This window comes from Arcobacter siniprincipis (SeqCode) (genome assembly GCF_048571125.1).
Lineage (GTDB): Bacteria > Campylobacterota > Campylobacteria > Campylobacterales > Arcobacteraceae > Arcobacter > Arcobacter siniprincipis.
This window is the reverse complement of sequence record NZ_CP182343.1, coordinates 930,554-949,483: the sequence shown is the minus strand read 5'-3', so window position 1 is coordinate 949,483 and position 18,930 is coordinate 930,554. Positions and strand designations below refer to the sequence as shown.

The window sequence follows — 18,930 nt, the reverse complement described above, 5'->3', positions numbered from 1 at the left end:
AGTATGACAAAAGTAACTAACGCAGAAATTGGTAAAAAAAAAGTTGCAATATCAATTGGAGACCTAAATGGTATTGGACTACAAATTGCTTTGGAAGCACATGAAAAAATAAAAAAATACTGTTCTCCAGTTTATTGTATAAATAGGGATATATTAAAATATGGTGCTAAGCTATTAAATCTTGACATTCCAAAAGACTTCGAACTTGAAAAAGTAAAAGGGAAATTTGTAATTAGACCAGGAATCGTAGCAAAAGATGCAGGTGCTTATTCATTTGATTCTTTTACAACAGCAATTAAACTAGCTTCAAAGAAAAAAGTTGATGCAATAGTAACCTTACCTATAAATAAAGAGTCTTGGAATAGAGCAAAAATTCACTACAAAGGTCATACTGAAGTTCTAAGGGACTATTTTGGTAAAGATGCAATTATGATGCTTGGATGTTCTAAATTGTTTGTAGCTTTGTATACAGAACATATTGCACTTAGAAAAGTAGCAAAAAAAATAGAAGAAGAAAAAATCACTAAATTTTTATTAGATTTTTATGCGAATGTAAAGCAAGACAATATCGCAGTACTAGGCCTTAATCCACATGCAAGTGATAATGGGGTTTTAGGTGATGAAGAAGTTGAGATTATAAAAGCTATAAAAAAAGCAAATAAAGAAATAGGAAAAAATATCTTTAAAGGTCCATTAGTACCAGATACTGCCTTTTCACCAATGAACAGAAAATATTATCAATATTATGTTTGTATGTACCATGACCAAGGATTAATTCCTTTAAAATCTTTATACTTTGAACAAAGCATAAATGTGAGTTTAAATATTCCAATTATTAGAACCTCTGTAGATCATGGAACTGCTTTTGATATAGCTTATAAAAACTCTAAAGTATCTTTAAAAAGTTATGTAAATGCAGTAAAAGAAGCTATTAACTTAAGTAACTAATCACATGAGAATTTTAGATGCTTGTTATGAGTTAGAATTTAATAAAATAAATTTTCAAGAAAGAAAAGAAAAAATAACGCATCCTAAAACTATTGTATGTGGTCCACCAAAAACTGGGAAAAGTTATTTGATTTATGATTATTTATCAAATTTTAATAGTGAAGAGTATTTATATATAAATCTAAATGATTTTAGAAATCACAAAGATGAAATTATTTTATTTTTAGATGATTTTATAAAAGAGAAAAAAATCAAAGTTTTAGTTTTAGAAAATTTTGATTTTGATTTTGAGCTTCCAGAAGTACAAAGTATTTTAATCACAAGTTCAAATTATAAAGAGATAAATGGATTCAAAACAATTTTTATACATGGTTTAGATTTTGAAGAGTATTTACTTCATGATAATAAGTACCAAAATTCAATTACATCTTTCAATCATTTTTTAAAATATGGTAATTTACCTGAAATGATTGTAATTGATGAGAATAAAAGAGTAAATAGATTACAAGAAATCATTAAACTTTTTTGTAAAGACGCTACTGAAGTAGAAATTTTGAAACTACTTTTTTCATCAATTGATGAAAATAAATCAATAAATCAATTATACACAATACTAAAAAAAAGTATTAAAATATCAAAAGATAGATTTTATGAACTTTGTAAATTTTACGAAGCAAATCAATTAATATTTTTTATAAAAAAATACAATCATGAAAAGTCTACAAAAAAAATATATGCTTACAATCATGCTTTTCTAAACTCAATTTCCCATAATAAAAAATTTAAAAATGAATTTACAAATATGGTTTTTCTCCAACTACAAAAAGAGCATAAAAATATATACTATTTAGACAAAATTGATTTTTTAATTGAAGAAGAAAGAACTTTAGTTTTAGCAATTCCTTTTTTTAATACTTTGTTAAATAATACAATTATTAAAAAAATATATTCAACAATTGATGATTTAAATATTCAACAAGTATATATAATAACAGCTGGTAATAATGATATTATAAAGTACAAAAAAATAGAAATAAATATTTTGCCCTTTTATGAATGGGCAGTACAATAATTTATTTAAATGAGTATTTAGTTTTATTTAGATATAATCCAAAAATTATAATAAGGACACCTACCTATGAAAAAAAGAGTACTTGTTAAGTTTTCAGGTGAAGCTTTAGCTGGTAGCGATGGATATGGTATTGATACAAAAATACTTGATTACATCGCAGAAGAGATAAGAGAATTAGTTGATAATGATATAGAAGTTGGTATCGTTATTGGTGGAGGTAATATTATCAGAGGCGTAACAGCAGCTGCTGATGGTGTTATTAAAAGAACTAGTGCAGATTATATGGGTATGTTAGCAACTGTTGTAAACGGTATTGCAATGCAAGAAGCATTAGAACACAAAGGTTTAAATGCTAGATTACAAACTGCTATTAAAATGGAACAAATTGCTGAACCATATATTGTAAGAAGAGCAAAAAGACATTTAGAAAAAGGAAGAGTTGTTATTTTCAGTGCAGGTACTGGAAATCCATTTTTCACAACAGATACAGCAGCAACTTTAAGAGCCACAGAAATTGGTGCTTGTATGTTAATTAAAGCTACAAAAGTTGATGGTGTTTATGATAAAGACCCTGCAAAATATGATGATGCGATTAAATTAGAAACATTATCGTATGATAGAGCTTTAGAAGATTCAATAAAAGTTATGGATGATACAGCTATTGCACTTGCAAAAGATAATAGCCTTCCAATAGTCGTAGCTGATATGTATACAAAAGGTAATTTACTTAAAATCATAAATGGTGATTTAAGTCAATGTTCAATAGTAAAATAAATAAAGGAATAGTATGAGATTAGAAGAGAGATTATCACTAGCATTAAAAAAAGTAAACAACGATAGATATATCCTTGCATTAGCAGTTGGTCAAAGAGCTGATGAACTAAGTAAAGGTGCAAAACCACTTTTAGAAAAAAATACTCAACATATGAAATACACAGATATTGCAATTGATGAAATTGGAGAAGGTTTATTAATTATTGAAGGTTTAATAAATAAATAATAAATATGGATCCATATATAAATAAAATTCAGCATATAAATACTATAAAAAGTGCTTATGCTGAATTAAACTCTCAAATAGAAATAACTCCCAAATTAAAAGATATTATTGATTTTTCAATTGAAGCCCATGAAGGTCAATTTAGAAAAAGTGGGGAGCCTTATGCTGTTCATCCATTATTGGTTGCTTGTATAACTGCACATTTTGCTGCAGAAGAACCTATAGTCGCAGCTGCCTTACTTCATGATGTGGTTGAAGACACTCAATATTCTTTAGAATTTGTTAAAGATAGATGGGGTGAAGATATTTCTTATATTGTTGATGGACTAACAAAGATTGATGAAATTAGAGAAAGTGAATTAGTTTCTTCAGATTCAAATAAAAAAATAGTTACTTCTGCGTTAACTTTTAGAAAATTATTAGTAGCATCAATTGATGACCCAAGAGTTTTAGTAGTTAAACTTTGTGATAGACTTCACAACATGCTAACTCTTTCAGCATTACCTCCTAAAAAACAATTTAGAATAGCAGAAGAAACTTTAGTAGTTTATGTTCCTATTGCTCATAGACTTGGGATTTCTACTATTAAAAATGAGTTAGAAGACTTAGCATTCTTTTACATTTATCCAGATGAATATAAAAAAATTGATGACTTTATGAAAGAGAATCAACAAACAATCCAAATAGGTTTTAATCAATTTATCTCTTCAACAAAAATGTTGCTTGAAAAAAATGGTTATGATGAAAGCAAAATTAAAATATTTTCAAGAGTTAAACACCACTATTCTATTTACATGAAAATACAAAGAAAAGGTGTAACTATAGATGAAATTTTAGACCTTATGGCAATACGAATTCTTGTAAACAAAGAGATTGATTGTTATAAAGTCTTAGGACATATTCACTTAGAATATAAACCTTTAATCTCAAGATTTAAAGATTATGTTGCAACCCCTAAAGAGAATGGTTATCAAACAATTCATTCAACTGTTTTTTTTAACTCAAAAATTCATGAAGTGCAAATTAGAACATTTGAAATGCATAAAGTTGCAGAATATGGAATTGCAGCCCATTGGAAATATAAAAGTGGAATCAAACACTCACCTAATTTGAATTGGTTAAAATCACTAGAATATACAAATGAAAATGTAGAAGAGTTTTATAGTGAAGCTAAAGAAGATTTATATTCTGAAGATATGGTAATTTACTCTCCAAGAGGAGATACTTTTACTCTTCCTAGAAGTGCAACTGCATATGATTATGCATATATGATTCATACAGATGTGGGAAATAAAGCTGTTGATTGCTATATAAATAAGGTGAGAAAACCTTTATTAACAGAACTTAAAAGTAGTGATATTGTTTCTATTAATACAACAGATCATAATATTCCAAGATGCTCTTGGATACATATGGTAAAAACAAATAGAGCCAAAAAACAAATAAAACTTTTGTGTACACAAAGGGATAAAGAGATAAATGAATATAGTGGTAGAAATATATTAAATACTATTTTTTCAAAATACAAATCATATATTGTAGCAGATCATAAAATTGAAAATATCTATAAAATTCCTTTATTATTGGATTATTTAAAACATACAAAAAAAATGATTGAAAAAAAAATCCAAGAAAATATGAATTTTGTAGAGCGATTTAAATTAACTCCAAAAAAATTAAAAGAGTATAAATTTGAGAATATTCTTATTTATTCTAACTATTCAATTAATTCAGTCTCATTTGAGCACTGTTGTCATCCAAAAGTTGGTGATGATATTGTAGCTTTCAAAGAAGGAAATAAAGCGATAATTCACCATAAAATGTGTGATAAAGCTTATAAAAAGATAAAAGCTGAAAAAGAGATGATTTTTTGTAAATGGGTAGAAAATGAACTTTACCAATATAAAATGGTTGTTAGTTTACAAAATACAAAAGGTGAATTAGCAAAACTTTTAATTTATATGAGTCAATATGAGGGTTATATTTTATCAGTTAGCTATGGAAGAGAGCAACACAGTTATATTCAATATTGTGATATAGAGTTTGAAATTGATAAAAAAAATAGAGATGAAGTGCGTAAAATTATAGAAAAAAAAGCAAAAGTTATTGAGTTTTTTTCAAAAAAAGATGCATATAACAAAAACTAAATTTTTATTTAATAAATAAAAAGTATAATAAGCCATTATTTAAAGAGGTATTATGGAAAATAAAATAAAAGAAGCATTAGCAGAGATTCAAAGAGGAAGCTTTGAAATAATTGATATTGAATCAATTGAAAAATTATTAAAAAACTATTATGAAAAAGGTGAAAATTTTTATGTGAAAGCTGGTTTTGATCCAACTGCACCTGATTTACATCTTGGACATACAGTTCTTCTTCAAAAATTATCAGTTTTCCAAAAATTCGGGGGAATCGTTCAGTTCCTAATAGGTGATTTTACTGCGAGTATTGGAGATCCTACTGGAAAAAGTGAGACAAGAAAAATATTATCGAAACAACAAGTTTTAGATAATGCCCAAAGTTATAAAGATCAAGTTTTTAAAATACTAGATGAAAGTAAGACAGAAGTAATTTTTAATTCAAATTGGTTAAATGATTTAGGTGCAGCAGGACTTATAAATCTCGCTTCAAACTTAACAGTTGCAAGAATGTTAGAAAGAGATGATTTTTCAAAAAGATATGCCTCAAATACTCCAATTGCTGTAAGTGAGTTTACTTATCCCCTACTTCAAGGCTATGATTCAGTTTTTTTGAAATCTGACATAGAACTTGGAGGAACAGATCAAAAGTTCAACCTTCTGATGGGTAGAACATTACAAAAAGCATATAATATTGGGAAACAACAAGCAGTTTTAATGATGCCAATATTAGAAGGACTTGATGGAGTTCAAAAGATGTCAAAATCCTTAAATAATTATATTGGTGTAACGGATGAAGCTAATAATATGTTTGGAAAAGTATTATCTATATCAGATGAACTTATGTGGAGATTTTATGAACTTTTATCTTCAAAATCTTTAAAAGAAGTAAAAGAATTACATGAAGGTGTACAAAAAGGTACAATTCACCCAAAAGTAGTTAAAGATTCATTGGCAATAGAACTTGTTGATAGATATCACGGTGAAGGGGTAGGATTAAAAGCCCAAGAAGAGTTTAAAAAAGTTTTTGCAAAAAAAGATATCCCTAGTGATATTGCAGAATTTGAATTAAAAGTTAATACTTGGATTTGTCAAGCCTTAGTAGACACTAGTTTAGTAAGTTCTACATCTCAAGCTAGAAGAGATATAAAAGCGGGGGCAGTCAAGATAAATCAAGAAAAAATTAATGATCACAAATTAAATTTGTCAAAAGGTGAATATATTTTACAAAAGGGTAAAAAAAGTTTCGCTAAGATAGTTATAATATAAAGGGCTAATTTGAAAATAGGTAAATATGAAATTAAACACAACATTATTCAAGGTGGAATGGGTGTTGGAATAAGCTGGGATAAATTAGCAGGGACAGTAAGTAAAGAAGGCGGTCTAGGTGTAATATCAGGTGTAGGGACAGGATATTACAAGGAAAATGAAAGTCTTGATATAAAAATGAAAAAAGAAAAACCTGTTGATGTTATGAATTTTTATAGTAAAGATGCTTTAAAAAGAATCATTGATAATGCAAGAAAAATTTGTGGTGATGCACCCTTAGCTTGTAATATCCTATATGCATGTAATGACTATGGAAGAATAGTAGAAGATGCTTGTGCAGCAGGTATAAATATAATTATTACAGGTGCTGGAATTCCTACAAATATGCCTGCATTTGCAAAAAATTATCCAGATGTTGCATTAATACCAATAGTATCAAGTGCAAGAGCTTTAAAATTAATTTGTAAAAAATGGAAAAGATACGATAGACTTCCAGATGCTGTAATCGTGGAAGGTCCATTAAGTGGTGGACATCAAGGGTTCACTTATGAACAATGTTTTCAAGAAGAATATAACTTAGAAAATATAGTACCACCAGTTATTGAAGAAGCAAAAAACTGGGGAAATCCTCCTATTATTGCAGCTGGTGGAATTTGGGATAAAAATGATATAGATAAATTTATTGCTATGGGATGTGCAGGTGTTCAAATGGCAACTAGATTTATAGGAACAGTTGAGTGTGATGCTGCTGATTCATTTAAAGAAGTTATTATTAATGCAAAATCTGAAGATATTCAACTTATGAAATCTCCAGTTGGTCTTCCTGCACGTGGAGTTCAAACTAACTTACAAAAATCTATGAGTGAGGGAACAGCGCCAAAAGTTGTTTGTATTTCAAATTGTGTTGCTCCATGTCATAGAGGTGTAGAAGCTAAAGCTGTTGGATATTGTATTGCTGATAGACTTGGAGCTGCTTATCAAGGAGATACTGATACTGGATTGTTTTTTTCAGGTTCAAATGGATATAGAATTAAAGAGTTGACAACAGTTCATGAACTTATGGAAAAATTGACAAAAGGAGAATAAAATTTTTATTAAATTTATTCTTCTAGTCTCACTTTCCGTTAGTCTCTTTGCTTCAACAACTGATTTAACAAATCAATACACTTCAAACAAAATGGATTATTTAAGAGCAGTCTTAAATAATGATAAGAAGAGTGAGAAACAACACTTACAAAACCTAGTAAAAATAGGTAAAAAACTAAATAGAAATGTCAATACATATGAAAAAGAGTTAAGTAAATTAGCTTCAATAGATACAACAAGTAAGAAAACTACAATAAAAAAGACTACTCCTAAAAAAAGTACAACTACATATAAAAATTCTGCCTATAATATTAGTAAAGTAACAGTAGAAGAAAATCAAATTATTATTGATTTTAAACACTATATCAAAAAAGATTATATTCACTATTCTGAAGAAAAAATTAATGGAAAATATTATGATATTTTCGATTTTGATGGAAGATTTGAAGATGCTTCTCCAACAAAATTAGTAATGAATGGTGTTGATAGAATTAGAATAACTCAACATAAATATAGAACACTTAGAATAGAACTTATAAATAGTTTCAATTTAAAAGCAATATATATTATAAACAAAAAAAGAGTTATTATAAAAATCCTAAATAGAAAAATAGAAAAAACAAATAATTCAAAAGCTATTCCAAAAATACAAAATAACAAAGATAAAGTTATAGTTATTGATCCAGGCCATGGAGGAAAAGACTCAGGTGCCATAGGAACTAAAAAAAGATATGAAAAAAATACCGTTTTAACAGTAGCTAAACATTTGTATTACGATTTAAAAAAAAGAGGTTATACTGTTTATCTAACAAGAAACAAAGATAAATTCATAGAACTTAGAGATAGAACAAAATTTGCAAATAGAAAAAATGCTGATATTTTTATATCAATTCATGCAAATGCAGTACCTAAATCTCAATGGGAAAAAGCAAAAGGAATTGAAACATTCTTCTTAAGCCCAGCAAGAAGTTCAAGAGCTAAAAGAATTGCTGCAATAGAAAATAAAACAGATATGTCTACTATGAATAATAGCTCACAAAATGCACTTTTAACTATTTTAAATCAAAGTAAAATCACTGCAAGTCAAAAACTTGGAATAGATATTCATCAAAATCTATTATATAGTGCTAGAAAAAAGTATAAAGATATAGAAGATGGTGGAGTTAGGGAAGGACCTTTTTGGGTATTAGTTGGGGCGCAAATGCCTTCAATTCTTATTGAAATTGGATATATTACAAATAGTACAGAAGGTAGAAGATTATTTGAAACTTCATATCAAAGACTTTTAGCAAATGGAATTGCTAATGGAGTTGATTCTTATTTTGCAAAAAATCAATAATCTTTGAAATTAACTTACTTTGTTTTGTTCTGATATTTGGTAAATTATAAATAGAAAAAAATTTTACTTTTGAGTTTTCCCAAGATAAGTTATTATCTAATAGTTTATCTTCAAAAAAATACTCATCTAAGTTTGTTACTTTATTTGCATTTACTAACCAGATACCAATATCTTTATCTATATTTATTTGATCGAAAAATTCTTCAAAATCAGGAATTTCTACTTTTATATTACACTCTTCATAGAATTCTCTTCTTGCACATTGTAAGGCTGTCTCAGCACTTGTCTTTACACCTTTTAAGCAACCCCATTTATTAAGACTTTTTACCGACTTACACAATAATATTTTAATATCATTTTCTTCTATTTTGTATAAACATATACCATAAGCATATTTTTTTGCCATTATTTATAACCTATTTGTTTCTTTATTAAAATGTATGTAATAATATACCATAAAAATATTGGCAATAATATTGAAATTTCAGGATTTAATACTCCTCCAGATGAAAACTTATGAAGCATAAAAAACACTCCCCAAATTACTAAAGTTGATGCAATAGAAAATGAGGTAAATTTTCCAATATTAAAAAACCTACTATTAAAAGATGTATATGAAAAGATCAAAACAATCAAAGGTACAAAATACAAAGGTGCAACTATTTCATAATACAAAGATGCCCTAATTTTACTTGTATTTACTTCTTGATTATTTAGAAGTGCCAAAGCTGTAATTGCATCAACAATAGAAAAAGAAGATGTAGATTCATAAACACTATCTAAAATCTTTGGTTTAAAACCTTCCAAAGTATATAAGAATTTTTCATTATGAATTTCTGTTTTTGAAGTATTCCAATTAATAACTTTAGGTTTTTTTGTAATTTTTGCATCAACAACATACCATCTATTATTTTGAAAATATGCTTTCTTTGCTACAATCCCCTCTTCAATATCATCATCAACAACTTTATAAATATGAATATCATCTGCATATTTTTGTAAAGGGTATAACTTTTTAAAATATACAAAATAATCATTATACTTAACAAATATATCACTTTTTGAACTTGTAAAATAAGTATTCTTTAAAATCTTTTCTTTATATTCATATGAATAGGCTAAAGGAGTCGTTTGTAAGCCTATTAATAAAACTATTAAGATAATTGACACATTAACAACTGGCATAAAAATTTGTCTATTCCCAACACCTAAAGAGAATGAAGCTACCATTTCATTTGTCTTAACCATAATAACAATAGTTATAATCCAGCCAAAAACTAAAGACAAAGGCAGAGTAAGAGTTAGTGTAAAAAAACTATTATATAAAATATATAATAATTGTAAATTGGCAGAATTTGGAACTTCGTCAAAATTTTGTAAAAAATCAATTCCCACAAAAAATATCTGTAAAGATATCAAAACTATGACAAAATTTCTAATAAATTTTCGTAGTAAATATTTTGTTATTATTCTCATTTATTTCATTGTAAATTTGGATTTTACTTCATCTATTGAATCAACTTTTAAAGATTCTATAGCATTGATAGTATGAGAGATTATACCTTCTAGTTTATTTAATTCTTCTTTTGAAAAGTCCGATAATACATAATTGGCAACATCATTTTTATTTTCAGGTTTTCCAATACCAATTCGAACCCTTGTATACATATTTCCAACATGAGAATCAATTGATCTTAATCCATTATGTCCACCATGACCACCACCTATTTTGAACTTTACAGTTCCAAAAGGTAAATCTAAATCATCATGTATAACAATGATATCATCTAAGTTTAGTTTATAATACTCTTTTATAGCATGAACTGATAGTCCAGAATTATTCATATATGTTGTTGGTTTTACTAAAAGTTGATTTGATGCTTTTAAAACATCTGCGTTGAAGTTTGATTTGTTTATATTTGAAGTTGTAAGGTTTTTAGCTATCTCATCGATAACTAAAAAACCTACATTGTGGCGATTGTTTTCATACTTAGTCCCTGGATTTCCAAGTCCTACTATTAAAAACATATTTACTACTTAGCTTTAATTACACCAACAATTGGTACTCTTGGGTCTAAATAACAAGTTACACCTTCTGGCATAGTAAGGTTTCTTACTAAAACGTTATCACCAGTATCTAAATCAGCGATTTCGATGTGAAAATTTTCTGGTAAATTTTCAATTGCACATTTTACTGCAACTCTTTTTTTATGGAAAACAAATAGACCTTTATTTTTTAAACCTTTTGGAGTTCCATTAACAGTTACAGGTACTAAATAATTAGATTTTACACCTGGTAAAGCCATCATTAAGTCTACATGTAATAATTCAGAAGTAATAGGTGCTTTTTGGTACTCTTTTACAACTACTTTACAAACAGTGTCACCAACTTTTACATCAAATGCAACAGTTGTTTTATTTTTCAAAAATCTAATGAAATCATTTCTTTTAAATGCAGCATTGATATTCTCAACACCTTTTCCATAGATATTAGCTAAAATGTAACCATCTCTTTTAAGTTGCTTAGCATTTTGCTTAGTTATACTATCTCTTACGATACCCTCTAACATTTTAATTCCTTGTTTTAATTTTAAAGTTGGGGATTATACAAAAGTATTGTTTAAACTTTCTTTAAGTTACAAACTATTTTTTAAAGTTTCTTACATAAAAATAAATTGATTTTATCTCATCATTAGTTAAAAAATATGAAGGCATAATATTTGAACTACCTCTTTTTGTTGTTAAAACATCAACATAATCTTCAAAAGGAACATTTTTAATTGCAGGAGCCATTAATGTTTTTGTCATATTCTTCTTATCTTTATATTTTGCGATTACAAGAGCTTTATCACCATTTCCATGGCACTTATTGCATCCTATTCCCCTTGGGTTTTCATATAACATGGCACCATATTCATATTCTGTGATAAAAGAGTTATTTATAATATCTTTCGCAAAACTTATGTTTACAAACAAAAAGATAATCGCAAGCTTGGGTATTATCAAACTTAACCTTTGTATAAATTGTTTTTGGGTATTATAGCAAGCTAAAATTAAACAGTTATAAGGTAACTAGATGGTTATATTAGATGGTAAAGCATTATCAGCAAAAATAAAAGAAGAAGTTAGAGTTGAAGTAGCAGAGTTTGTAAAAAATGAGCAAATCACTCCAGGACTTGCAGTTGTATTAGTTGGTAGTGATCCAGCAAGTGCAACTTATGTAAATAGCAAACATAAATCATGCGAAGCAGCAGGTATTTATTCTGAGGTTCATACAAAAGATGAATCTACTACTCAAGAAGAGTTATTAGCGTTGATTGAAAATATGAACAATAACCCAAAACTTGATGGTATTTTGGTTCAATTACCACTCCCTAAACACATTGATACAAGAACTATTTTAGAAGCAATAAATCCTTTAAAAGATGTGGATGGATTTCATCCTTATAATGTTGGGAAAATGGTTTCTAATCTTGATGCTTTTTTACCAGCAACTCCTTTTGGTGTTATGAGAATGTTTGAAGAATATGGAATAGAACTTAGTGGTAAAAATGCAGTTGTTATTGGAAGTAGTGATATTGTTGGTAAACCAATGGCATCACTTTTAATAAATGCAAAAGCAACTGTTACTGTATGTAATTCTAAAACAAAAGATTTAAAAGCTCATACAAAAGAAGCAGATATTGTTGTAATTGCGGTTGGAGTTCCACACCTATTAAAAGCTGACATGATAAAAGATGGTGCAGTTGTTATTGATGTTGGTATCAATAGACTTGATACTGGTAAATTAACAGGTGATGCTGATTTTGAAGATTGTAAAGACAAATGTTCGTTTATCACTCCAGTTCCTGGTGGAGTTGGACCTATGACTATTGGAATGTTATTAAAAAATACTCTTAAAGCTGCAAAGTTAAGAGATAAAAGAGAAAGTAAATAAATGTTAAAAAAAATATATAACTGGTCTAGTTCTTGGACTGGTACAATTGTAATTGTTTTATGTATCATATTTTTTGTTGCACAAGCATTTGTAATCCCAAGTGGTAGTATGAAAAATACGCTTCTTATTGGTGATATGCTTTTTGTAAAAAAATTTTCATATGGTATTCCAACTCCAAGAATTCCTTGGTTAGAGGTAAAAATACTTCCAGAGTTTCATGATAATGGACATCTAATCACAGGTGATGGTCCCAAACGTGGAGATATTGTTGTATTTAGATATCCAAATGAAGAGACAGTTCATTATGTAAAAAGATGTATTGCAGTTGGTGGAGATATCGTTGCACTACAAGATAAAATTTTATATTTACATCCACATGAAGGTAATGAATATGTTAAGAAAAATTATCCAATAACGCAAATTGCTCAATTTGATGGGAAGCTTTGGGTAAAAAATCCATATAGAAAAGATCATCCAGGAATTCATAATGATCCAAGTGTTATAGATAATGGATTTAATCCTCAACAACTATTTAACATGTCTCCAATAAAAGTTCCAAAAAATGAATATTTTATGATGGGTGATAATAGAGACCACTCAAATGACTCAAGATTTTGGGGAACTGTTAAATATAAATATATCGTAGGAACTCCTTGGTTTATCTATTTTTCTTGGGACAAAAACAAAGAAGTAAGATGGGATAGAGTTTTTAGAACAGTTGGAAGTATAGAAAAAGATATAGAAGGAAAAGAAATCAAAATCAATCACGAAAAAGGAATTTACTAATGAAATATTTTATTGGTGCAGATCATGCTGGTATTGATATTAAAGCTTATGTAAAAGAGCTTTTTGAAGCAAAAGGTCATGAAGTAATTGACTTAGGCCCAAATAATAAAGATAGAGTTGATTATCCTGATTTCGCAGCTAAAGTTTGTAAAGAAGTTTTAGCAAATGAGGGTTCAAAAGGTATATTAATTTGTGGATCTGGTATTGGTATGAGCATGTCTGCTAATAAGTTTGATGGTATTAGAGCAGCTCTTTGTCATAATGCATACTCTGCACAAATGGCAAGAGAGCACAATGATGCTAATGTAATTTGCTTAGGGGAAAGAGTTTCAGGATTAGGAATGGTAGAAGCTATTATTGAGGCTTGGGATAAGGCGACTTTCCAAGGTGGAAGACATGAAGGTAGAGTTGAAAAAATAAACAAGCTTTTTGGTAGCTGTAGAGCTTAAAGACTAAAGAGTTATCTCTTTAGTCTCATCTTCATTCCATCTTCATCATCATAAAATTTTTCTAAAATCTTTACTTTTTCAAATCCAAACTTTTCATATAATTTTATAGCTGGTAAATTACTAACTCTCACTTCAAGTTCAAAGATATCTTTATCTAAATTGTTTAAAGAAAACTCCAATAAAAACTTACCTAAGCCTTTTCCTTGAAAATCTTTTAAAATAGCAAGAGAATATAGCCTATAATGATTTTTTCTTTTAAGCCATAAAATATAAGCTACAATTTTTTCTTCAACTACTAACTTATAAACTATATTTCTTTTTAAATGATAGTTAAAAGCTGCTTTAGTTAAAGCAGCACTATCTCCAAAAAAAAGTTCTTCTTCTATAAAAAAAAGCTCTTTTATATCAGAAGTTGTTGCAATTTCTATTTTCATCTTTGGTAAATAGTGTACTTTGGTACTAATTTATTTGGTCTATATGACATTTTTACTTTTTTTAAATTTTCAAATCCCATATCATCACCCACATTTATATAATCCACATTAAATTTATCTTTTAAGATTTTTGTGAACTCCCTAAATATAAATTGTGCACAACCAAGTATTTCGAAATCAGTTTTCTCGATAATTACACTTGCTGTTTGTTCATTTATTTGATCACCTACTGTAAAACCTTTTATTTCATCGTTTATATAAATAACAAGTCCAATGATATCAAGATTATCATAATCATTTATTAATCTTTTTATAGCAAATCTTTCAAAATATATACCATCCATAAAAACTTCTACTTCTTCTTTTGGCATATAAGTTGTTCTATCTTTTACCCATTTATTAAATAAAGCTAATACTGCTGCACCATGTTTTTCTTTGTTTAAAATTTCAATTCTATGATCTGGATAAATCTTTTTAAATTTATTTATCTCATTTCTTTTTGATTTATAAGAATCACCTTTTAACTCTATTAGATCTTCTACTTTATAAATATAATCAACAAGTTTTTTTTCAATAATAAAATCTTTTAGCATCTCATATACTAAAGTACCCTCTTCCAAATAATCAACAAAGCCTTCTAATAATTCTTCATGTACATACTCAATTTTAGAATAATTTCTATTACTATTGTGAGCATTCATTATTTCAAAACATTGTAACATTGCATCATAAGTCTTACTTTTTTTACCAATTGGAGGTAAAAGCATAGATAACTCACCAGAACTTAAAATAAACAAACAAAAGGTATCATTTACAATTGCATAAAATCCAGTTGCAGTTGATAACCAGATATAATTACCTGCAAAAGTATAATCACTAACATCTACATTTATTAATTTTAAGTATTTTGTCATTTCATCTTTTGCATTTAAATCAAAGTGTTTTAAAGTATAATTACTTACTGTCAGAGTTGACATTATTTTTCTTTTTCCTTGTGTAAATTTTCAAAATTATACACCTAATTTTGCATTTTGCGTCAAAAATTATAAAAGTTTTTTCTAAGTACCTATTTATTAATATTATGGGATAATCAAAACAAAAATAAAGAGTCTAAAATGCAGGAACCATGGGTAGCTTATGTAGTAGTTGGAACAGTAACAACACTTATGCTTATAGGCAAAAAAATGATATTTTTTGATGACTCAAAAAAGAAAGATAAAAAAGATGATTAACCACAAAATTATAGATTATATTTTTACTTCAGCTTCAATTCAAAGATGGAATGACTATCCTAGAATGGTTGAATTAGTAGAATTAGATAAACAAGCTCATAAATTCATTATTGCATATTTTATTGCAAAACTTGAAGATGATATAAATTACACACACCTAATAGAAGCTGGGATATTCGAATTTTTACGACGAGTTGTTGTAACAGATATCAGACCTGATGTATTTAGAAATGCCTTACAAAAAAAATCAAAAGAGATAAATGCTTGGGTTATAGAAAAACTTCATGATTCTATAAAAGATATTGATGGTGGTAATTTTTTAAAAAAATTTCAAGAATATTTAGAAAATCCAGAGATGTACAAAAAAGAGAGATTTATAAATAAAGCAGCTTCATATCTTGCTACAAAATGGGAATTTTCTATTGTATACCAAACAAGTGCTTTTTTAAATGATGTAGAAGATGTGAAAAAAAGTGTTGAAGAAGAACTTGAAGATTATTATGAATTAATAGGGGTTAGAAAAATTGCCCTTAATAAAAAACTTTCTAAAATAGTTGATTTAAGTGGAAGACTTAGATTTCAAAAAAGATGGTCACAAACTCCTAGAATCCCTGAAACTTCTGTTTTAGGGCATATGTTAATAGTTGCATTATTTGGATACTTTTATTCCCTTGATGTGAATGCTTGTGATAAAAGATTGCAAAATAACTTTTATACAGCACTTTTCCATGATTTACCAGAAGCATTAACAAGAGACATTATTTCTCCTGTAAAATATTGTGTTGATGATTTATCCGAAATAATTAGTGAATATGAAATCATAAAAATAGAAGATGATATCATGCCAAATGTTCCTGAAAAAATTAAAGAAGAATTTTCATATCTTTTAGGTTTATATGATGGCATAAAAGATGAATTTTTAGACAAAATCAATGAAGATAGTATACAAATTGTAAATGATAGTTTAGCATCATACAATGTTGATAAATATAATGCAATAGATGGAAAAGCCTTAAAACAATGCGATAAATTATCAGCTTTTATTGAGGCTAGTTTATCAATTTCTCATGGTATAAAATCAAAAGAGTTAGTAAATGGTAAAAAAGAAATTATAAAAACCCTTAAAACTGTTCAAGGTGTAGATTTTAAAGAAATAGCTACAAAAATCGACCTAGCATTTGGAACAACAGGTCAAACTCAAGTTAGAATGGACTTTGAATAAAAGGAAGAACTCTTCCTTTTATTTTATTAGAATTTATATCTTAAATTAATATATCCATATCTTCCTGGATCATTAAAAGTAATCTGATTTCCGCCTATAACTGTATATGAAATATCTTTATAAGTATTTGTTGAAGCATAAGTTTTATCAAATACATTATCAACACCTAAAGTTATTTCAAAATTTTTGCTTATGCTATTTTTATATTTTAAGTTAAAAAGAGCATATTCACCTAACTTCTGTTCACCATTATCACTATCAACTTTATTCCAGTTATCAACAGCTACCATTTCTGCTGTTAGTTTATGAATTGAATACTCATAGTTTAAAGCTATATTAGCTTTTAAAGGAGGAATTTCTGCTAAGTTTTTATTTGTTTGACCATCTAGTGCTTCATCTTTTTTTCCTCTTTGATAAGCAATTCCATAATCTGCTGAAAAAGAGTCACCAAATAGATAAAAACCGCTTATTTCTGCACCATAAATTTTAGCATCAACATTTTCAAACTTTTTACTTGTAGAATTGTTATAAATATAATCTTTTAACACAGAATAAAAAAGTTTCGATTTAATATTGAAATTACCTATTGTTTTTTCAAAACCAATATCAGCTTCATAGTTTTTTGTTTGTTTTAAGTCTTGATTTCCTTTTGAACCCATTCCTGAAAAATAAAGTTCTCTTGCATCTGGAACTCTAGAAGATTTACCAATTCCAGCAAAATATTTAGTAGATTCATCTTGATTATATACAGCAAAAACATTTGCACTTAGTGCATTGTATTTTCTTTCATTTTTTGTATTACCATCTGGTTCAATATTTGTATGGTCATATCTTGAACCAAAATCTAAATTTAATTTACCAAAATCCTTTTCTAATTTTGCAAATATTGCTTTATTTTTAGTATCAGTTGATGGAAAAGAATCAGCAGTTGAAGTTTTTTTCCCTGTCATACGTGATGTTTGATAGTTATCACTTCTCCAGTTTCTAACACTTGTATCTAATCCAACTGTTAAAATTGAATCAGCAAGTTCCATACTGTTTTTTAATTTTGTTCCCCAAATTGATGTTTTCATGTGACTTGTCATATACATCATAGTAGAATTTCTTAATTTTGTACTCATAGGATGATCTACATCTGAGTAATAATAATCTAAATTTAGCTCTTTTGAATACTTACCTAAATCTCTTTTTGTATATCCAATAGTATAAATATTTGAATCATCATAATCGGCATCCATTCCACCAGCTGGATATAAAACATTATCACTTCTATTTGCTGTATATGAAAGTTTTACTTCTGAACTATCATCTATATTAAAAATTAGTTTAGATAAAAGTGTTTTTTTAGTATATGCTTTTTGATCAGAGTTTCTATAAAGTTTTGTAGAAGGAACTCCCTTTTTAACTTGCTGTTCGTAAAAATTATTACCATTTCCATCTTCATATTGGTCACTTTTTTCAGTTGAAGCTGAAAGTAATAATTTAAATCTATCTGTTCCACCACTTATAGTTGCACTTGCTTTTCTATAATTAAAGCTTCCAGCATTTAAATTAACTTCTCCATGTAAATCTTTTGTTGGCTCTTTTGTATGTACTTGAACTTTCCCACTTAATGTTCCAAAGTTCTCAACATCATATGGTCCTTCTATTACTTCTACACTTTCTACATTATTTGTTAATATATGTGATGTTACTGGATCCATTCTATTTGGACAAGCTCCATATATCTTTGCATCATCTATTAACACATTGATATTATCTTTCTTTTGTCCTCTCAAAATAATATCATTTGCAATCCCATTTCTTCTTACAATTGATATTGAAGGTACATTTTTACTTAAAGCTTCCGCTAAATCCGCTGATTTTAGTTGATCTTCACTTATATCTTTAACTACTTTTGTATTTATCTTTTCAGCAACATTTACTGTTGGTACTTCAACTTCATTCCCTAATAAAACTGTTGAAGCAACAATACTTAACAGACATATAGACTTTTTCAATACTCTCTCCTTATTTT

General features: G+C 27.7%; 20 protein-coding genes. 12 read left to right on the top strand and 8 right to left on the bottom strand.

Annotation, left to right across the window (positions count from 1 at the left end; all coding sequences use genetic code 11):
• Positions 1 to 3 precede the first annotated feature (3 nt).
• The 8 genes from pdxA to ACNI3D_RS04760 all read left to right on the top strand — a co-directional run bounded on the left by pdxA (position 4) and on the right by ACNI3D_RS04760 (position 8,853).
• Entirely contained in the window at positions 4 to 948 is a 945-nt protein-coding gene (pdxA, locus tag ACNI3D_RS04795; protein WP_419768433.1) for a 4-hydroxythreonine-4-phosphate dehydrogenase, read from the top strand.
• A 4-nt stretch (positions 949 to 952) separates the two neighbouring features.
• The gene (locus tag ACNI3D_RS04790) at positions 953 to 2,020 is read left to right on the top strand and encodes an ATP-binding protein (protein ID WP_419768432.1); all 1,068 of its coding nucleotides are present in this window, start codon (positions 953 to 955) and stop codon (positions 2,018 to 2,020) included.
• A gap of 66 nt (positions 2,021 to 2,086) precedes the next feature.
• Complete coding sequence (gene pyrH, locus ACNI3D_RS04785; protein WP_129100223.1) at positions 2,087 to 2,794, top strand: UMP kinase; 708 nt, start codon at positions 2,087 to 2,089, stop codon at positions 2,792 to 2,794.
• 13 nt (positions 2,795 to 2,807) lie between these two features.
• Positions 2,808 to 3,020, top strand: a complete 213-nt coding sequence (locus ACNI3D_RS04780) for a DNA-directed RNA polymerase subunit omega (protein ID WP_129100222.1) — start codon at positions 2,808 to 2,810, stop codon at positions 3,018 to 3,020.
• A 5-nt stretch (positions 3,021 to 3,025) separates the two neighbouring features.
• Positions 3,026 to 5,167, top strand: coding sequence for a RelA/SpoT family protein (locus tag ACNI3D_RS04775; RefSeq protein ID WP_129100221.1), 2,142 nt, complete (start codon positions 3,026 to 3,028; stop codon positions 5,165 to 5,167).
• Between the two features lie 52 nt (positions 5,168 to 5,219).
• Positions 5,220 to 6,428: a tyrosine--tRNA ligase gene (gene tyrS / locus ACNI3D_RS04770; protein ID WP_419768431.1), complete on the top strand. Its 1,209-nt coding sequence runs from the start codon at positions 5,220 to 5,222 to the stop codon at positions 6,426 to 6,428.
• Between the two features lie 9 nt (positions 6,429 to 6,437).
• Entirely contained in the window at positions 6,438 to 7,514 is a 1,077-nt protein-coding gene (locus tag ACNI3D_RS04765; RefSeq protein ID WP_419768430.1) for a nitronate monooxygenase, read from the top strand.
• Positions 7,515 to 7,605: 91 nt separating this feature from the next.
• The gene (locus tag ACNI3D_RS04760) at positions 7,606 to 8,853 is read left to right on the top strand and encodes an N-acetylmuramoyl-L-alanine amidase family protein (RefSeq protein ID WP_419768429.1); all 1,248 of its coding nucleotides are present in this window, start codon (positions 7,606 to 7,608) and stop codon (positions 8,851 to 8,853) included.
• Here ACNI3D_RS04760 and ACNI3D_RS04755 read toward each other — a convergent pair.
• The 5 genes from ACNI3D_RS04755 to ACNI3D_RS04735 all read right to left on the bottom strand — a co-directional run bounded on the left by ACNI3D_RS04755 (position 8,816) and on the right by ACNI3D_RS04735 (position 11,859).
• Positions 8,816 to 9,259, bottom strand: coding sequence for an NUDIX domain-containing protein (locus ACNI3D_RS04755; protein WP_129100217.1), 444 nt, complete (start codon positions 9,257 to 9,259; stop codon positions 8,816 to 8,818). The genes ACNI3D_RS04760 and ACNI3D_RS04755 overlap by 38 nt on opposite strands.
• Positions 9,259 to 10,329 (bottom strand): LptF/LptG family permease, encoded by a 1,071-nt coding sequence (locus tag ACNI3D_RS04750; protein WP_129100216.1) that lies wholly within the window; start codon positions 10,327 to 10,329, stop codon positions 9,259 to 9,261. Before ACNI3D_RS04750 ends, ACNI3D_RS04755 begins: the two co-directional genes overlap by 1 nt.
• A complete protein-coding gene (pth, locus tag ACNI3D_RS04745) occupies positions 10,330 to 10,881 on the bottom strand; it encodes an aminoacyl-tRNA hydrolase (protein ID WP_419768428.1) in 552 nt (183 codons plus the stop codon).
• A 5-nt stretch (positions 10,882 to 10,886) separates the two neighbouring features.
• A complete protein-coding gene (locus ACNI3D_RS04740) occupies positions 10,887 to 11,423 on the bottom strand; it encodes a 50S ribosomal protein L25/general stress protein Ctc (RefSeq protein WP_129100214.1) in 537 nt (178 codons plus the stop codon).
• A 73-nt stretch (positions 11,424 to 11,496) separates the two neighbouring features.
• Positions 11,497 to 11,859, bottom strand: a complete 363-nt coding sequence (locus tag ACNI3D_RS04735; RefSeq protein WP_419768427.1) for a hypothetical protein — start codon at positions 11,857 to 11,859, stop codon at positions 11,497 to 11,499.
• Positions 11,860 to 11,929: 70 nt separating this feature from the next.
• Here ACNI3D_RS04735 and folD point away from each other — a divergent pair, with 70 nt between their 5' ends.
• Genes folD through rpiB form a run of 3 tightly spaced genes read left to right on the top strand, consistent with a single transcriptional unit; the run spans position 11,930 to position 14,025 of the window.
• Positions 11,930 to 12,790 carry a bifunctional methylenetetrahydrofolate dehydrogenase/methenyltetrahydrofolate cyclohydrolase FolD gene (gene folD, locus ACNI3D_RS04730; RefSeq protein ID WP_419768426.1) on the top strand — a complete coding sequence of 287 codons (861 nt, stop codon included), beginning with the start codon at positions 11,930 to 11,932 and terminating at the stop codon, positions 12,788 to 12,790.
• Positions 12,791 to 13,576, top strand: coding sequence for a signal peptidase I (lepB, locus tag ACNI3D_RS04725; RefSeq protein ID WP_419768425.1), 786 nt, complete (start codon positions 12,791 to 12,793; stop codon positions 13,574 to 13,576). It abuts the gene before it with no gap.
• Entirely contained in the window at positions 13,576 to 14,025 is a 450-nt protein-coding gene (gene rpiB / locus ACNI3D_RS04720) for a ribose 5-phosphate isomerase B (RefSeq protein WP_419768424.1), read from the top strand. Before lepB ends, rpiB begins: the two co-directional genes overlap by 1 nt.
• Before the next feature lie 11 nt (positions 14,026 to 14,036).
• On the opposite strand, the gene ACNI3D_RS04715 is transcribed toward rpiB, so the two are convergent.
• Together ACNI3D_RS04715 and ACNI3D_RS04710 are read right to left on the bottom strand one after the other, a co-directional pair.
• Positions 14,037 to 14,459, bottom strand: coding sequence for a GNAT family N-acetyltransferase (locus ACNI3D_RS04715; protein WP_129100210.1), 423 nt, complete (start codon positions 14,457 to 14,459; stop codon positions 14,037 to 14,039).
• Positions 14,456 to 15,436 carry a DUF2156 domain-containing protein gene (locus tag ACNI3D_RS04710; RefSeq protein WP_129100209.1) on the bottom strand — a complete coding sequence of 327 codons (981 nt, stop codon included), beginning with the start codon at positions 15,434 to 15,436 and terminating at the stop codon, positions 14,456 to 14,458. Before ACNI3D_RS04710 ends, ACNI3D_RS04715 begins: the two co-directional genes overlap by 4 nt.
• Before the next feature lie 247 nt (positions 15,437 to 15,683).
• Between ACNI3D_RS04710 and ACNI3D_RS04705 the strand changes: the two genes are divergently transcribed.
• Positions 15,684 to 16,913, top strand: a complete 1,230-nt coding sequence (locus ACNI3D_RS04705) for an HD domain-containing protein (protein WP_129100208.1) — start codon at positions 15,684 to 15,686, stop codon at positions 16,911 to 16,913.
• Positions 16,914 to 16,939: 26 nt separating this feature from the next.
• Here the strand turns inward: ACNI3D_RS04705 and ACNI3D_RS04700 are convergent, their stop codons facing one another.
• Complete coding sequence (locus ACNI3D_RS04700) at positions 16,940 to 18,913, bottom strand: TonB-dependent receptor (RefSeq protein ID WP_419768423.1); 1,974 nt, start codon at positions 18,911 to 18,913, stop codon at positions 16,940 to 16,942.
• Between the last annotated feature and the right edge of the window lie 17 nt (positions 18,914 to 18,930).

Bases quoted from the DNA above. Each gene is read 5' to 3' on its own strand.
- lepB (WP_419768425.1), top strand. From the start codon at position 12,791: ATGTTAAAAAAAATATATAACTGGTCTAGTTCTTGGACTGGTACAATT.
- ACNI3D_RS04780 (WP_129100222.1), top strand. From the start codon at position 2,808: ATGAGATTAGAAGAGAGATTATCACTAGCATTAAAAAAAGTAAACAAC.
- ACNI3D_RS04715 (WP_129100210.1), bottom strand. From the start codon at position 14,459: ATGAAAATAGAAATTGCAACAACTTCTGATATAAAAGAGCTTTTTTTT.
- ACNI3D_RS04760 (WP_419768429.1), top strand. From the start codon at position 7,606: ATGGATTATTTAAGAGCAGTCTTAAATAATGATAAGAAGAGTGAGAAA.
- ACNI3D_RS04790 (WP_419768432.1), top strand. From the start codon at position 953: ATGAGAATTTTAGATGCTTGTTATGAGTTAGAATTTAATAAAATAAAT.
- ACNI3D_RS04755 (WP_129100217.1), bottom strand. From the start codon at position 9,259: ATGGCAAAAAAATATGCTTATGGTATATGTTTATACAAAATAGAAGAA.
- folD (WP_419768426.1), top strand. From the start codon at position 11,930: ATGGTTATATTAGATGGTAAAGCATTATCAGCAAAAATAAAAGAAGAA.
- ACNI3D_RS04750 (WP_129100216.1), bottom strand. From the start codon at position 10,329: ATGAGAATAATAACAAAATATTTACTACGAAAATTTATTAGAAATTTT.
- ACNI3D_RS04775 (WP_129100221.1), top strand. From the start codon at position 3,026: ATGGATCCATATATAAATAAAATTCAGCATATAAATACTATAAAAAGT.
- pth (WP_419768428.1), bottom strand. From the start codon at position 10,881: ATGTTTTTAATAGTAGGACTTGGAAATCCAGGGACTAAGTATGAAAAC.
- ACNI3D_RS04710 (WP_129100209.1), bottom strand. From the start codon at position 15,436: ATGTCAACTCTGACAGTAAGTAATTATACTTTAAAACACTTTGATTTA.
- ACNI3D_RS04740 (WP_129100214.1), bottom strand. From the start codon at position 11,423: ATGTTAGAGGGTATCGTAAGAGATAGTATAACTAAGCAAAATGCTAAG.
- pdxA (WP_419768433.1), top strand. From the start codon at position 4: ATGACAAAAGTAACTAACGCAGAAATTGGTAAAAAAAAAGTTGCAATA.
- tyrS (WP_419768431.1), top strand. From the start codon at position 5,220: ATGGAAAATAAAATAAAAGAAGCATTAGCAGAGATTCAAAGAGGAAGC.
- rpiB (WP_419768424.1), top strand. From the start codon at position 13,576: ATGAAATATTTTATTGGTGCAGATCATGCTGGTATTGATATTAAAGCT.
- pyrH (WP_129100223.1), top strand. From the start codon at position 2,087: ATGAAAAAAAGAGTACTTGTTAAGTTTTCAGGTGAAGCTTTAGCTGGT.
- ACNI3D_RS04705 (WP_129100208.1), top strand. From the start codon at position 15,684: ATGATTAACCACAAAATTATAGATTATATTTTTACTTCAGCTTCAATT.